The organism is Variovorax sp. LG9.2, assembly GCF_035018885.1.
Classification (GTDB): Bacteria; Pseudomonadota; Gammaproteobacteria; order Burkholderiales; family Burkholderiaceae_C; genus Variovorax.
This window is the reverse complement of the sequence record NZ_JASJXB010000002.1, coordinates 140,310-155,120: the sequence shown is the minus strand read 5'-3', so window position 1 is coordinate 155,120 and position 14,811 is coordinate 140,310. Positions and strand designations below refer to the sequence as shown.

The following is a 14,811-nucleotide window of genomic DNA, read 5'->3' as shown; positions in this document are numbered from 1 at the left end:
GTGAGCCTTCTACTGACAGCGTGCCTGAAGCCTCCCCGCCATACTCATACGCACCATGACACAAAAGCCTTACCGACTCAGCGTGCCCGAAAGCGACATTGACCAGTTGCGACAGCGCCTGGCACAGACCCGCTTTCCGGATCAGGCGCCCGGTTCGCCTTGGGCATACGGCACCGATGTCACATGGTTGCGTGAATTGGTGAACTATTGGCAAACTCGTTTTGACTGGCGCGCGCAGGAAGCGATTCTCAACGCGTTCCCGCAGTTCATGGTCCCGCTCGCTGGCATCGATCTGCATTACCTGCATGTTCCAGGTAATGGGCCCAACCCCACACCACTGCTGCTTTTGCATGGATGGCCAGGTTCGGTGTTTGAGTTCACGGAGCTGATTCCTCGGCTCACCGACCCGGCGCGCTTTGGCGGTGATGCCAGCGATGCTTTCACCATCGTGGCCCCGAGCCTGCCAGGGTACGGATTGTCTTTCAAGCCTGGCCAACGAAGATTTGGTGTTGAACAGATTGCCGAAGTGTTTGCAACGCTGATGACCGATGTGCTGGGCTACAGGCGCTTTGCCACGCAGGGTGGGGATTGGGGGGCATCGATAGCCTCACGCCTCGGCATGGCCCATCCTGACAAATTGCTGGGAGTTCATCTGAACCTCCTGCCGTTGCGGCGCGATCCTGGGCTTATTGGGGCAGACAGTCCGGCCGAATTGGCGTACCTGAAGGAGTTGGGACGATGGCTGCGTGAAGAGACGGGTTACAGCGCGCAACAGGGCACCCGCCCCCAAACCTTGGCCTTTGCACTGACAGATTCGCCGGCAGGCCTGGCGGCCTGGATTAGCGAAAAAATGCGGGCTTGGTCGGACTGCGACGGCGACGTGGAATCGGTGTTCACCAAAGACCAGCTTCTAGCCAACATCTCCCTGTATTGGTTTACGGGCGCCATAGGCTCATCGTTCTGGCCATACTACGCACGCCAGCATGGACCCTGGCCTATTCCCGATGGCAGTACGGTCGACGTTCCGCTCGGCTACTGCGAATTTCCGGCCGAAATTGTCCGGCCACCCCGATCCCTGGCCGAAAAAACCTTCACGGACATCCGTCGCTGGACCGTGATGCCTCGCGGCGGCCACTTCGCCGCGATGGAGCAACCTCAAGCATTGGCTGAAGAAATACGCGCCTTTTACAGTCCGCTGCGCGTCGGCTGAACGGACTCAGGCGTGCAGACCTAAGGCGCGCAACTCCGTCTCAATCAACTGGCGCATTCTGTGCTGCCGTTCAAAACCAAAGCGTGCAGTCATGGTGGCGATGCTGATGGCTCCCATCCCATGGTCACGCATCTTGAAAGCAATCCCGAAACCGGCGACTCCGGCTTCACCGAAAGCGTCCAGAACCACGGCACATCCTTGCTCGCGGACCGCAGTGGCCATGGCCCGCAACTGATCTGCCGTGATGTTCAGTTCAGCATAGTCGGCCCTATTGCGAAGAAAGGTCGCAGCAATCTCAGTGTCTTCCATCAGCCCAAGAACGGCCGTACCGCCGGTACCGAGTCCCAGTGGACGACGCTGTCCCACGCTCGTCGTCAAGACCTTGATGGGTGAACTTCCCTCCTCCCGATGGGCGCAGTAAACGCCATCCCCCTGGCGCATCATCAGGAACACCGTGTCGCCGCCGATGCGTCCGATGCGCTTCATCACCGGGACGAACCGACGCAGCAGTGGCGTGGGCTGCGGCAACAACGAACCCAGCAACACAGCTTCGGGCCCAAGACGATACAGATGCTCGCCGTCGCGATCGACGAACTGCTCTTCCACAAGGCAACTCATCAGCCGATAAGTTGTTGCACGGTCCAGCCCGCCGTCCCGAACAAGTTGCGCCAGCTTGACCCCAACGTCGTTGCACTTGGCCACACGGCGCAATAGTTGCAGCGCGCGATGTACGCTTTGCGCACCCCGTACCGGAACTTCCCTGTGGACGTTTCCAATGTTTTCGGTCAGAGGCTCAATGATTTTTGCCGTCACGTGCGTGTAGTCAACAAGTTTTTTTAAGTCTTCAAGATCGTCGTCCGTAGTCAATGCCCTGTGAACACCGCTTTTCGTTTCGTGGCGAAGGCGTCGATGGCTTCATGATGGTCTTTAGTCATGTTGGTCAGACACTCATACGCAGTGCCTGCGTCCATGTGGCCATGAGCCAACTGGCGCAACGGGATCGTGTAGCCGGCCTTGGTCCAGCGTATTGCCTTGCCCGCACCGTGGCGCAGTTTCTGCACGAACGAATCGACCTTGGCATCGAGTTCAGCGGCCGGCACCACGTTGCCGATGGCGCCGAGCTGCTTCGCTTCGGCGGCGCCGAGCAGGTCGCCCGTCAACAACAGTTCGCGCGCCTTGCCGAAGCCGATCATCTGCGGCCACAGGAAGCCGCCGCCGTCGGCTGCGTTGAGCCCGACACGCACATGCGGGTCACCGATGCGGGCGTGGTCGGCCATGACGGTGATGTCGCACAACAGCGCCAGCGTGGCGCCCAGGCCCACGGCGTCGCCGTTGATGCGGCCGATGATGGGAATCTCGCAGTCCAGCATCGAGTAGACGATGCGCTTCGCTTCCCACGTCACGACCTCGAACTGCTCGGGCTCGCGCACGGCCTCCTTCATCCACTCGATATCGCCGCCAGCACAGAACGCCTTGCCGGAGCCGCTCAACACGATGACGTTGATGTCGCGACGCTCGCCGAGGTCGATGAAGACGCGAGACAGCGCCTTATGCAACGCACCGTTCACGGAGTTCATGGCTTCCGGACGGTTGATGGTCAGGTAAGCGACCCGGTCGATGACTTCGAGGGTGAGGGTGGAATCAGTCATGAGATTGCCTTTTGGTAATGGAACAGGAAAGAAAACCGAGATGCGAGTTCAGACGACCAGCAACTGCGCCCGCACATCGATGCGCGCCAGTTGCGCCTCAGCCGTGCCGAACAGTGCGGCGGCGACATGCACGCGCCGATAGAAATGCGTGAGCTTGTATTCCTCGGTGATGGCGATGCCGCCCGAGACCTGAATCAGTTGACCCAGTGCGCGCAGCGCCCTGCGCCCGACAAAACTCTTGGCTGGTGCCAACGTTGGCCATGGCCCGTCGGATGCACTGTCGAGTTCGTTCGCAACGCGGCCCGTCAGCGCCAGCAGTTGCTGCAGATCGCAAAACACCTCGGCCATCTTGTGCTGCACCGCCTGTTGGGTCGACAGCGGTTTGCCGAACTGATGACGTTGCTTGAGATAGTCGAGCGTCAGATCGAACGCGGCTTGCAACACGCCGGCCGTGTCGGCCACCAAGGCAGCGGCGGCACGGTCGAGAGCACGTTGGGCGATGCCCTCACCAGACAATTGCGTGCCGGGTGTCGAATGGAATTCGACCTGTAATGCCGCACGCGCATCGATCATTCGCGCTGCCACGCGACGCACACCATCGGCCGCGAGATCGACGAGGACCAGACGCATTGCCTGATCGCTGGCGACGGGCACCAGCAGGTGCGTCGCATGTTCGCCGCCGAACACCGTTCCAGCACGCCCTTCCAGGGCAGCGTTCTTGTCCAGCCGAACGGCACCGTCACCGTTCGCCACCTCGGCCAAAGCCAGTCGCATCGTTCCTCCTATCAACGCCGGTGCATGCGCAGGCAACGCGGCAATTACCAGCGGCGCAAGCAACAGATGCAACTCCAGCGGCTCGGGTCGCGCATCGCTGCCCGCCTGCCGAATCAACTCGAAGCAGGCTGCATTCGAAGCCGAGAAGCCACCCGCCTCTTCAGGCACCGTGAGGCCGGTCCACCCCATCTCTGCCATGGCGTGCCACGCGGCCTCGCCTTCATGGTGCCCGCTGCGAAAGGCTGCAGTGCGTTTTTCCAGCGGATGGTTGGCCTTGAACCAACGGTGGCTGGTGTCCAGTAACAGATCTATGTCTTCACGTTCCATGGCGGGCCTCACATGTCCAGGATGGACTTGGCGATGATGGTTTTCTGGATCTCGTTCGCGCCGGCGTAGATGGTCACGACGCGACGGAAAAAATGGCGTTCGGCCCAGCCGGTAGCGTCCGGCGCGAGCAGTCCGCCGCCGTACTCGGGCGCGAGCACGACACCGGATTGACCCAGCAGCGACATGGCGGTTTCGCTCACACGCTGCTGCAGTTCGGAGCCGCGAATCTTCAGGGTCGACGCGGCAGGGCCGGGCTCGTTGCCTGCCATCTGCTGGGCCAGTACGCCCAGGGCGGCGGACTCCAGCGCGACGAAGTCCGCAGTCAGGATCGCCAACCGGCGGCGCACCAGCGGGTCTTCGATCAGCGGCTTGCCATCGACGCCGAGGCGTGTGCGCGCCATTCTGTCGAGTTCGACGATGTCGCGTTTGGTGCGGGGCCCTTGCGCATTGTTGACGCGCTCACGGGCCAGCAGTTCCTTGGCGTAAGTCCAGCCATGGTTCAACTCGCCGATGACGTTGTCACGATGCGTTCGAACGTTGTCGAAGAACACGGCGTTCACGCTGTGGCCTTCGTCCATCGTCAGGATCGGTTGCAGACTGATGCCGGGAGAGCGCATGTCGATGATGAATTGCGTCAGGCCGGCCTGCGGTTTCACTTCGCTGTCGGTGCGCGCCAGACAGAACATCAGGTCTGCGTGATGACCGCTTGACAGCCACGTCTTGTGGCCGTTGATGACCCATTCGTCGCCTTCGAGCCGGGCTGTGGTTTTCAGCGAAGCCAGGTCCGACCCGGCATTGGTTTCCGAGAAGCCCTGACACCAGAATTCTTCGCCTGCCAGCACCTTCGGCAGGTAGCGTGCCTGCTGCGCTGCGCTGCCGGCCGCGATGATCATGGGGCCAGCTAGGAACAGCCCGTGAACATCGCCCAACGGTGCATCGGCGAAAGCGGACTCTTCCTCGAAGATGTAGCGCTGCAATTCGGTCCAGCCGGTGCCACCCAAGGCCTTGGGCCAGTGCGGTCCGCCCCAGCCGCGCGCGTTCAGTGCCTTTTGCCAGCGCGCCATCGGCTCGCGCTCCATGTGAAGGCCGCCACGTGTGGCCAGCACCAGATCGGGCGTCAGGTTGTGTTGCAGAAAGTCGCGGACTTCAGCGCGGAAGGCACGAAGCTCGGGGGTGTCGAAGGTGCTCATGAAAATGTTTTTTTTAGGCGTCGGGCATCAGGATCAGCGAGCCGGTCGTGCTGCGGTTTTGCAAGGCCGCATGGGCAGCTGCGGCATCGCTCAAGGGATAGCGGCCGCCGATGTGAACCTGCAATTCGCGCCGGGCAATCATCCCGAACAACACGTCTGCGGTGCTCTGGAGTTCGGTCTGCGTTGCAGAGGCCACGTAGGCGAACACACCGGGCACGGACACGGTCAACGACCGCGCAGGCCCCAGGTCGGCGAGCTTGACTTCCGGCAACCCTTCGGCGACCTGCCCGAGATTGACCAGATGACCGAAGGGCTTGAGCACGGTCAGCGAGTCGTGAAACACCTGACCGCCGAGTCCTTCAAACACATAGTCCACGCCGGCGCCGTTGGTCAATCGCTTGACGGCATCGACGAACGGTTCGTTGTTGTAGAGGATCACTTCGTTGCAACCACGCTCGCGTGCCAGCGCGGCCTTGTCGGGTGAGCCGACGGTGCCGATGACATGACAACCGAGGCGTCGAGCCCATTGCGTCAGCAATGAGCCCAGGCCACCAGCGGCTGCATGGACCAGCACAGATTGGCCCGCCACGGGACGTGTCACCCGATGCAGCAGCATGTGCGCCGTCAGCCCCTGCAGCGTGACGGCAGCGGCTTGTTCGAAGCTCACCGCATCCGGAATGTGCAAGACAAATCGATCCGGCAAATTGCGCAGGGTCGCATAGCCGCCGATGGGCCGGCAGGCATAGGTCACGCGGTCGCCGGGGGCAAAGCGGGTCACTCCGTCGCCGACAGTAACGACTTCACCAGCCCCTTCCACGCCCAATACACCGGGCAAGGCAGGGATCGGAAACACGCCGCGCCGATGGTAGGTGTCAAGGTAGTTGACGCCGACTGCTCGCTGGCGGATCTGTACCTCGCCGGGGGCAGGCGCTGCCACGTCGATGGGTTCATACCGCATCTGTTCGGGGCCGCCGTAGCCGTGGATGACAACGGCATGTTCTTCACGTTGCGTCATGTCGCAGTGCTTTCAGGAATGAGTCGGGCCAGCAGCAGCTCGCGCACATCGCGCTTGAGCACTTTGCCCAGCGGGTTCTTCGGCAAGGCGTCGAGCACGACCCACTGGCGTGGCGTCTCGTAGTCCGCCAGATAGTGGGCGCAGTGGGCTTGCAGCTCGGCGGTATCGAGCACGACGCCCGGCTGCGCGACCACGCACGCGGCAATGTCTTCGCCCAGGCCCGCATGCGGCATGGCGACCACCGCCACTTCGGCGACGCCGGCGAAGCGGTAGATCACGTCTTCCACGGCAGCCGAGGCGATCTTCAATCCGCCCCGGTTGATGATGTCTTTCTTGCGGTCGACGAAGTGGAAATGACCTTCCTCGTCCACCCGCCCGATGTCGCCGGTACGCACCCAGCCACCGATAAATGTTTCGGCCGTTGCAGCGTCGTTGCCGAAGTAGCCCAACGCCATGGAAGGGCCGGAAAATTCGATCTCACCGGTTGTGCCTGGCGCTGCAACGGACCCCGCATCGTCGACCACACGAACTGCACAGCCCGGCATCGCCGAGCCGATGCAACCGGCCTTGCGCGGCAGGAACCACGGCGCCAGAAAGGTGCCGCCCGGGCCCGTCTCGGTCATGCCCCAAATGTGAACCTGATCGACCCACGGCAGGTGCTGACGGAACCGCGCGATCAACTCGGCCGGCATGGCCGCACCGCCATACCCGAGCCGCCGGACACGTGACAGGTCGTAGCTGCCACGCGGGAATTCGTCGATCATGAAACTCAGTGGTGAGGTCACGCCGTGGTACACGGTCGTCCCTTCGCTCTCGATCAGGCGCAACCGGCCCGCGTTGTCCAGCGGCGCGGGTTCCAGCACCACGCCGGCACCAGCGACCCAGGCGGACATGCAGGCCATGTTGAGGACCGAGCTGGTGAAGATCGGCCATGCGCCCTGGTAGGTGTCCTGGTCGGTCAAACCCAATGCGCCACCGACGGCATAACCGCAATACAGCTGACTGCGATGGCAATGGGTGACGGCCTTGGAGCGCGCTGTCGTGCCGGAGGTGAACAACAAAACGCTCGGGTCTTCGGACCTGGCAACATCGGGCATCACCGTTGTATGGAACTCCTGTTCCGGTTCGGGCCAACTGCCGTCTTCGTAGGCCGCGCCGCCCAGCAACAACAATGTGGCTGCTGGGCACAAGCTTTTCATGCGGTCGGCCGCGTCCGCGGTGGTGACGATGAAGCGCGGCTCGATGAGGGTCAGCGCATGCGCGAGTTCTTCGTCGGAGGCCCGCGTGTTCAGCGGCGCCACGACGGCGCCCAGACGGTAGCAGCCCACAGCTGTCAAAACAGCTTCTCGAATCGCCATGTTCGACAGGAACAGCGCCACGCGTTGACTCTGGCGCAGACCGCGTGCGTGCAGTCCGCGCGCCACCGACTCCATGCGAATGACCAGTTGCGCATAGCTGAGCCGGTCCCGATGGCCTCTGTGACTGGGCGCGGACAGTGCAAGCTGGAACGGATACCGTGCGGCCCGCCGCCGCAGCAAGTCGGGCACGGTCAAGCCATGCAGCTCGTTGTAGAGGTTCATGCCGATGTCGCATATGGAAGTCACGCTGTACAAGTCCGTGTCAGGCGATGCTGTAACCGCCGTCGACCGGCAGGGTCACGCCTGTGATGTAGCGCGCGTCGGCAGAGGCCAGGAAGCCGGCGGCTTTGGCGATGTCGTAAGGCTTGCCCCAAAAGCCGGCGGGCAGGCGCTTCTTGATGACCGCGCTGCGCGCTTCGTCGGCGAATGCCGCCACCGACATGCGCGTCTCGATCCAGCCCGGCGCCACGGCGTTGACGCGAATGCCGTCCACTGCGAAGGCGACGGCCAGCGAGCGCGTCAACGACACGATGGCGCCCTTGCTGGCGCTGTAGCCCGGGTTGCCGGCCGATCCGAAGTAGCTCCACATCGAGGCGAAGTTGATGATGTTGCCGCGTGCTGCGGCCAGCGCCGGACGCAGCAACAGGCAGGCCAATTGCGTGCCGTTGAGATTGACGTCGACGACCTTGCGAAAGCCCGTCAGCGTGAACTCGGCCCCGCCGTGCAGGATGATGCCTGCGGCGTTGACCAGCACATCGACTTTCGGCAGGCTGCCGACAGCGCTCGTCATGGCCGCCGCGTCCGTGATGTCGAGCTTGTGGAACACGATGCCCGAGCCTTCGATTTCGGGCTCGGTGTCGAGCCCCAGTGCGATCACGTGATAGCCGCGCGCGCGCAGTTCGAGTCCGGTCGCCAGCCCCAGGCCGGTGCCGCCACCGGTGATGACGGCAACAGGCTGTTCAGTAGTGGATGTCATGGTGTTCAATGCGCGGGTGATGCCGCTGCCAGGCTTTCGAGCCGGCGCATGGCGTGTATAAAATCGGCGGCGACCAGCGGTCGCTGGAAATGCTTCAGGTGCGGTGAGGTCATGGTGCCGTCTGCGATGCGTTGGAAGGTGTCAGCGTTCACATCGGTGGCACCCAGGCCCTGCAGGTTCACCGCCAGCCCAACCGCGCGATAGAACGCCAGTTGCTCTTCCAGGAACTCCGGCGTGCGCTCTTCAAGGATGAACTGCACCAACAAGCCATAGCCGACATGGAAGCCGTGCAGCGTCGTCTCGGTGCCACTGACCAGTGGCAAGCCGCGGGTAATCGAATGGGCCAGAGACAGGCCGCTGTTCTCGAATGCCAGGCCGCTGAGCAGCACCAGCGCTTCGGTCAAACGTTCGAATGCGGCTGTCGGCGTGGCATCGACCAGCGCCCGCAAACCTGGGACGGCGTCTTCACGGATGACACGGTTGCACGCCATCGACAGTTGCTCCGAGGCGATGGTGCCGCGCCCGCCAAACAGGTTCAACCCCTTGCTGCCACGCACCTGATCGCCTTCGTACAGTTTGCACAGCGCATCGCCGATGCCGGAGATCAGCAGTGCCTTCGGCGCTTGCGCCAGCAACAAGGTGTCGACTAGCACGGCATCGGGACTGCGCGGCAGGAACTCGACCGAGGCCATGCGGTGTGCGTCGTCGTAGTAGACGAAGGCCTTGCTGCAGGGGCCGTCGTTGGAGGCAGAAGTCGGAATCACGACCAGCCGTGCACCGAGTTCGCGCGCCACGGCCTTGCCGGTGTCCACGCCCTTGCCGCCGCCTGCGGCCAGCACGACGTCGGGAGCGTTGCCGCCCTCACAAGCCTGCGCCACCAGCGCCTGTACGGCAGCACGCGTCACGTCGCCCCGCACCGTCACGCGGCGCAAGGTCAGGCCGTGTTCAAGGCAGGCGCCGACGGCCTTGTCGAATACCAGCCCTTGCACGATCTCGTCCGCCACGAGCAACGGCTGCTTGCCCAACTCGGCCGTGACGCTTCCGACCAGCGCCAGTGCGCCCGGCCCCTGGTAGTAGCGATGCACCGCACCAAAGGTACGGATGCCCTGCATGTCGGCCGTCATGCCAGCCATGTCGCTACTCGCTCGCAAATCCGTGGAGTGGTCAGGCCGTAGCGGTCCTGCAGATAAGGCACGGAGCCGCACTCGATGAACTGATCGGGAATGGCGATCTTCAGCAGCTTGCGCGCCAGTCCGGCCTCTTGCAATGCGTCGATGACGAGTGTTGCTAGGCCACCGATGGCGACGTGGTTTTCCACCACGACCAGCCGTTTCACCGACTCGGCAAAGCCCAGCAGGCCAGCCACGTCGAACGGCTTGATGGTGCCGCAATGGAACACCGACGATGACACGCCGCGCTGACGGAAATGCTCGGCCGCGTCGATGGCGCGTTCGGTCATGAAGCCGGTCGAGACGAAGCCGACATCAACGCCATCGCCGATCCGGTGGCCCTTGCCGATCTGGAAGCGATGGGTCGCAGGGTCGAACACCTGCGCCACGTTGGCGCGCAGCAGCCGGCAGTACATCGAGCCCGGCAGGTCCACCGACATCTCGGCAATCTGCTGCATCTCGGTGGCGTCGCACGGGTCGAGCACCGTCATGTTGGGGATCGAGCGCATCAGGGCCAGGTCTTCGGTCGCCTGGTGCGTGCCGCCGTAGCCGGTGGTCAGGCCGGGGTTGCCGGCGAACATCTTGACGTTCTCGTTGCTGTGGGCGCACGAGATGGCCAGGAAGTCGTAGGCACGGCGCGTGGCGAAGGTGCCGTAGGTCGTGCAGTACGCGACCTTGCCCATCTTGGACAGGCCGGCCGCGGCCATCACCATGGCCTGCTCCGCCATGCCGACGTTGAAAAATCGCTTGGGATAACGCGCTGCGAAATCGGCTGTGTCGGTGTACTTGCCGAGGTCGGCGGTCAGCAACACCAGCTCGGGGTGGGTTTCGGCGACCTTCATCATGCCCAGTGAAAACGGGGCACGCACGGAAGGACGGCCAACGATTTCTTCGGACTCGCTCATGGCGAGGGTTTGGGATTTAAGCATTTTCAAGTTCCAGTTCATGTGCCAACACATCCCATTCATCGGGGTCGATGCGCACGAAGTGCGCCTTGTCGCGCGCCTCGACGCGCTTGACGCCACAACCCGGGCGGGTGCGCAGCACGATGGCCTTGGGCTTGCCGGCACGGATGCGGGACCAGGCGGTCGCCTTCAGCAATTGCGTCAGGTCGTTGCCGTCGATTTCCATCGTGTCCCAGCCGAAGGCGGCAAAGCGTCCGGCCACCGGTTCGATAGGCACCACGATCGGACCATCGGCCTGAATGCCATTGCAGTCGATCCAGCACACCAGGTTGTCGAGCTTGAAAGCGGCCGCCGTGTTGGCGCCCTCCCAGGTCGAGCCTTCCTGCAACTCGCCATCGGAAATTTCCACATGGATGGTCGAGGTGAACTCGTCCAGTTGGTAGCCCATGGCGGCACCCGCGGCCACGCCGAGGCCATGCCCGAGTGAGCCGCCCGTCATTTCGACGCCCGGCACGCGGCCTTCCATGGTGCTCATTTCCAGCGGGCTGCCATCGGCCCCGTAGGTCAGCAGACTCTCCATCGTGATGATGCCCAGCTCGGCAAAGGCCGCCCACAGCGCGATCGAGTTGTGACCCGTCGAGAGGTAGAAACGGTTGCGGTCGCGGATCGAAAAGTTGATGTCGCGCGCCTTGAATTCGTCGAAGTACAGCACCGTTAAAAAGTCGGCAATGCCCAGGCCCTGGCCCAGATAGCCCTGGCCCTTGCCGCGCGCTTGCGTGACCATGTGGCGCCGCAGGTTCAGGGCGGTGGCGCGCAGCCGCGTCAGTTGCCCGGTGTCGGGTTGATCGATGGTGGTGTTCATGTTCATGGGTTCTCCTTACATGCCGAGGTAGGTGGATCTGAGGTGGGAATCGGCCAGCAGTTCTGCGCCGCTGCCCTGCAATGAAATGGCGCCGTTTTCCAGCACATAGCCGTAGTCGGCCATCTGGAGTACCTTGAAGACGTTCTGCTCGATCAGCAGCACCGTGACGCCGAGGTCGCGAATGCGCACGATGGACTGGAACAGCCGGTCGACCATGATGGGCGCGAGCCCCAGCGAGGGCTCGTCCAGCGCCAGCACCTTGGGCTTGGCCATCAGGGCGCGGCCGACAGCCACCATCTGCTGCTGGCCACCCGAGAGGCTCGATGCGGGCAGGGCCTGCCGCTCTTCCAGAATGGGAAAGAGCGCAAACACTTCGGCCAGCGTCGTATCTCGCACGGCCTTGGCACGCGGGTTGTGCGCGCCGACCAGCAGGTTTTCACGAATCGACATGCCGAGGAACAATTGCTTGCCTTCCGGCGACTGCACGAAGCCGGACTGCACCACGCGATGCGGTGCCTCGCCCTGAATCGGCTGGCCATCGAGATGGATCGCGCCGGACGTGGGCCGCAACAGACCCGACACCGTTCGCAGCAACGTGGTCTTGCCGGCGCCGTTGGCCCCGATCAACGCGACCAGTTGGCCCGGCTCCACCTTCATCGACAGGCCCCGCAGCACGGAGACATCGCCGTAGCCGACCGTCAGGTCGCGCACTTCAAACGCCGGCGTCGACATAGTCATCTCCAAAGTAGGCCTTCAGCACATCGGGCTGCGCCACCACATCGGCGGGCAGGCCGTTGGCGATCAGTCCGCCCAGATGCATCACGATGACGCGGTCGGACAGGCCCATGATGACTTTCATCACGTGTTCGATGATCAGCACCGTGACGCCGCGATGGCGCAACTGCCTGATGAGGCCGACCATCGTCATCGCCTCCTGCGGCGTGGCACCGGCCACCACTTCGTCCATCAGCAACAGCGTGGGTTCGGTAGACAACGCGCGGCCCAGTTCCAGCTTGCGGCGCTCGAAGGCGGTGAGGTTGTCGGCGTCCGTGTCGGCCAGCGCGGTCATGTTGAGGAACGCGAGCAGGTCGTCGGCATTAGTCAGGCTGCGCTTGCGATCGTTGCCCTTGACGAGCCCACCGACGATCAGGTTCTCGCGTGTCGACATGCCGCCGAAGGGGCGCGACAACTGGAACGTGCGCGCCAGGCCGGCCTTGCAGACCTCCCACGGGCGCTTGCCGGTGATGTCACGGCCCTGCAGCATGATGCGACCCGCATCGGGTGCAACGAAGCCGGCGATCATGTTGAATGCCGTCGTCTTGCCCGCGCCATTCGGTCCCAGCAAGCCGAGGATTTCACCCTGCTTCAAGTCGAACGACAGATCCTTGACGGCCTGCACGCCACCGTAGCGCTTGGCAATGCCCTCCACACTCAGCAACACATCGCTCATGGTTTGCTCCCGAAGGTGCGGCGTGCCCACTGCTGCAACGGATGCAGCAAGCCCTTGGGCAGGTACAGCACGGCCATGATCAGCACCAGCCCGTACAGCGCGAGGTGCAGGCCTGCAAAATTGCCGCCCAGATAGGTCCGCGTGATCTCGGCCAGCGGCGCCAGAAACAACGCGCCGAGCAACGGGCCGAACACGGTGCCCTGTCCGCCGATGATGCTCATCAGGGCCATGTCGATCGACAGCTCGGTGCCCATGTTCCGCTCCGGGTTGATGAAGCGGATGAACTGCGCATAGAAGCTCCCGCCCAATGCCGTCATGAAGGCACTCATGGCCAACGCGGTCAACGTGTAGCGCGTCGGATTGATGCCCAACGATTCGGCCGCGTCGCGGTCACCGCGAATCGCCTTCAGGCAGATGCCGAGGCGGCTGCGTTCCATCAGCCACGTTATGGTCATCACGACCACCAGCATGACGAGAATGATGTAGTAGTAGGGCACCTTGCTCTCGAACTGGAACATGGCCCAGCTGGTGCCGATGAGCGGCACCGACAGGCCTTCGGCCCCCTTGAGCGGGATGCCGAACACCACGTCGGTGTTCTCGAACCAGATGCGGATGATTTCGGCAAACGCGATGGTCGTCAGCGCGAAGTACGGGCCGCGCAGGCGCATCGTCGGATAGCCCATGGCCACCGCCAGCAAGGCAGCAGCGATGCCTCCCACCAGCATGCCGAGCCATGGCGACAGGCCCATGCCTGTCAGCAGCAACACCGAGGCGTAGCCACCGACGCCGCTGAACACGGAGTGCCCGAAAGATATCTGTCCGACATAGCCGCACATCAGGTTCCATGCACTCGCCAGGTAGGCGAAGTACAGCACCATGATCACGGAGTGAATGAAGAACTGGTCGTGCAACACCAGCGGCAGCAGCAAGGCCGCCAGCAACAGCAGGCCGGTGCCGATCAGAGTAAAGCGGGGACTCAATGCGTGCAGTTTCATTTCTTGCCCATCAGGCCTTGAGGGCGCACCAGCAGGATCACGATGAAGAGCAACAGCGAGAAGATCGACGCCGTAGCCGTCGCGACAAACTGCGACGCCACCGACTCGAACAAGCCGATCACGATGCCGCCGAGCAATGACCCGGGAATGCTGCCGATACCCCCCAGCACCACCACGATGAAGGACTTGATGCCGAAGCTCAACCCGACCTGTGGCGTGATCGGAATGAAGGGCGCGATCAGGCAACCCATGACACCGACCATGGCGCAGCCGAGTCCGAAGGTCACGTTGTAGACAAAGGGCACGTCGATGCCCGACATGGCGGCCGCATCGCGGTTCTGCGCCGTGGCGCGAATCGCACGGCCCAGGTCGGTGCGTGCCAGCCATTGCGTGACTCCAAGGGCCATCACGAAGGCGGCCAACGCCGACACGATGCGGAAGGTGTTGAGCGGAAATTCGCCGACCATGACGCTCGTCGTCTGGATCGCCGATGGCGTGGAACGCACGTTGGGGCCGAACACCATCAGTGCCATGTTGTCGATCAGGATGTAGACGCCGGCCGTGAGCAGCAGCGCACTGACGGGTTCGACGACCAGCGCGCGTTCACGGCGAATCAGTGGACCGATGACGAAGCGCTGCACCAGATAGCCGAGCAGAAACATCGCCGGCGCTGCGATCAACACGCTCACATAGGGATCGATGCCACCGAGCTTCTGCAACCAGAAGGCGATGTACATCGCCAGCATCAGGAACGAGCCATGTGCGAAGTTGACGATGTGCATCACGCCGAAGATCAGGCTGAGTCCCAGCGCGATGCCACCCAGCATCGCGCCCACCAGAATGCCGTTGAAAGCGGCGTAAGACAGTACGTACCAATCCACAGTGGAGCCTCATTGACAGGTTTGCAGACGCTCGTCTCCACGCCACGCGA

Annotated in this window: 15 protein-coding genes; 1 reads left to right on the top strand and 14 read right to left on the bottom strand. The window is 63.1% G+C overall.

Features of this window, described 5'->3' with window-relative positions:
* Nucleotides 1-55 precede the first annotated feature (55 nt).
* Nucleotides 56-1,210, top strand: coding sequence for an epoxide hydrolase (locus tag QN413_RS02815; protein WP_323495138.1), 1,155 nt, complete (start codon nt 56-58; stop codon nt 1,208-1,210).
* Nucleotides 1,211-1,216: 6 nt separating this feature from the next.
* On the opposite strand, the gene QN413_RS02810 is transcribed toward QN413_RS02815, so the two are convergent.
* From QN413_RS02810 to QN413_RS02745, 14 genes are read right to left on the bottom strand one after another with little or no spacing between them, the layout of a single operon-like run.
* Nucleotides 1,217-2,077: an IclR family transcriptional regulator gene (locus tag QN413_RS02810; RefSeq protein WP_323495137.1), complete on the bottom strand. Its 861-nt coding sequence runs from the start codon at nt 2,075-2,077 to the stop codon at nt 1,217-1,219.
* The gene (locus QN413_RS02805) at nt 2,074-2,859 is read right to left on the bottom strand and encodes an enoyl-CoA hydratase/isomerase family protein (RefSeq protein WP_323495136.1); all 786 of its coding nucleotides are present in this window, start codon (nt 2,857-2,859) and stop codon (nt 2,074-2,076) included. Before QN413_RS02805 ends, QN413_RS02810 begins: the two co-directional genes overlap by 4 nt.
* A gap of 48 nt (nt 2,860-2,907) precedes the next feature.
* On the bottom strand, nt 2,908-3,960 hold the full coding sequence (locus tag QN413_RS02800; protein WP_323495135.1) for an acyl-CoA dehydrogenase family protein: 1,053 nt from the start codon (nt 3,958-3,960) through the stop codon (nt 2,908-2,910).
* 8 nt (nt 3,961-3,968) lie between these two features.
* Nucleotides 3,969-5,150 carry an acyl-CoA dehydrogenase family protein gene (locus QN413_RS02795; RefSeq protein WP_323495134.1) on the bottom strand — a complete coding sequence of 394 codons (1,182 nt, stop codon included), beginning with the start codon at nt 5,148-5,150 and terminating at the stop codon, nt 3,969-3,971.
* Nucleotides 5,151-5,163: 13 nt separating this feature from the next.
* Entirely contained in the window at nt 5,164-6,165 is a 1,002-nt protein-coding gene (locus QN413_RS02790; protein ID WP_323495133.1) for a quinone oxidoreductase, read from the bottom strand.
* Nucleotides 6,162-7,769: a class I adenylate-forming enzyme family protein gene (locus QN413_RS02785; RefSeq protein ID WP_323495132.1), complete on the bottom strand. Its 1,608-nt coding sequence runs from the start codon at nt 7,767-7,769 to the stop codon at nt 6,162-6,164. Before QN413_RS02785 ends, QN413_RS02790 begins: the two co-directional genes overlap by 4 nt.
* Before the next feature lie 16 nt (nt 7,770-7,785).
* Complete coding sequence (locus QN413_RS02780; RefSeq protein WP_323495131.1) at nt 7,786-8,499, bottom strand: SDR family NAD(P)-dependent oxidoreductase; 714 nt, start codon at nt 8,497-8,499, stop codon at nt 7,786-7,788.
* A gap of 5 nt (nt 8,500-8,504) precedes the next feature.
* Entirely contained in the window at nt 8,505-9,632 is a 1,128-nt protein-coding gene (locus QN413_RS02775; protein WP_323495130.1) for a glycerol dehydrogenase, read from the bottom strand.
* A complete protein-coding gene (locus tag QN413_RS02770; RefSeq protein WP_323495129.1) occupies nt 9,620-10,597 on the bottom strand; it encodes a transketolase family protein in 978 nt (325 codons plus the stop codon). The genes QN413_RS02775 and QN413_RS02770 overlap by 13 nt, the downstream gene beginning before the upstream one ends.
* Nucleotides 10,590-11,441 carry a transketolase gene (locus QN413_RS02765; RefSeq protein ID WP_323495128.1) on the bottom strand — a complete coding sequence of 284 codons (852 nt, stop codon included), beginning with the start codon at nt 11,439-11,441 and terminating at the stop codon, nt 10,590-10,592. The genes QN413_RS02770 and QN413_RS02765 overlap by 8 nt, the downstream gene beginning before the upstream one ends.
* Nucleotides 11,442-11,450: 9 nt before the next feature.
* Complete coding sequence (locus QN413_RS02760) at nt 11,451-12,173, bottom strand: ABC transporter ATP-binding protein (RefSeq protein WP_323495127.1); 723 nt, start codon at nt 12,171-12,173, stop codon at nt 11,451-11,453.
* Nucleotides 12,148-12,885, bottom strand: coding sequence for an ABC transporter ATP-binding protein (locus QN413_RS02755; RefSeq protein WP_323495126.1), 738 nt, complete (start codon nt 12,883-12,885; stop codon nt 12,148-12,150). Before QN413_RS02755 ends, QN413_RS02760 begins: the two co-directional genes overlap by 26 nt.
* Nucleotides 12,882-13,880: a branched-chain amino acid ABC transporter permease gene (locus QN413_RS02750; protein WP_323495125.1), complete on the bottom strand. Its 999-nt coding sequence runs from the start codon at nt 13,878-13,880 to the stop codon at nt 12,882-12,884. Before QN413_RS02750 ends, QN413_RS02755 begins: the two co-directional genes overlap by 4 nt.
* Nucleotides 13,877-14,761 carry a branched-chain amino acid ABC transporter permease gene (locus QN413_RS02745; protein WP_323495124.1) on the bottom strand — a complete coding sequence of 295 codons (885 nt, stop codon included), beginning with the start codon at nt 14,759-14,761 and terminating at the stop codon, nt 13,877-13,879. The genes QN413_RS02750 and QN413_RS02745 overlap by 4 nt, the downstream gene beginning before the upstream one ends.
* Between the last annotated feature and the right edge of the window lie 50 nt (nt 14,762-14,811).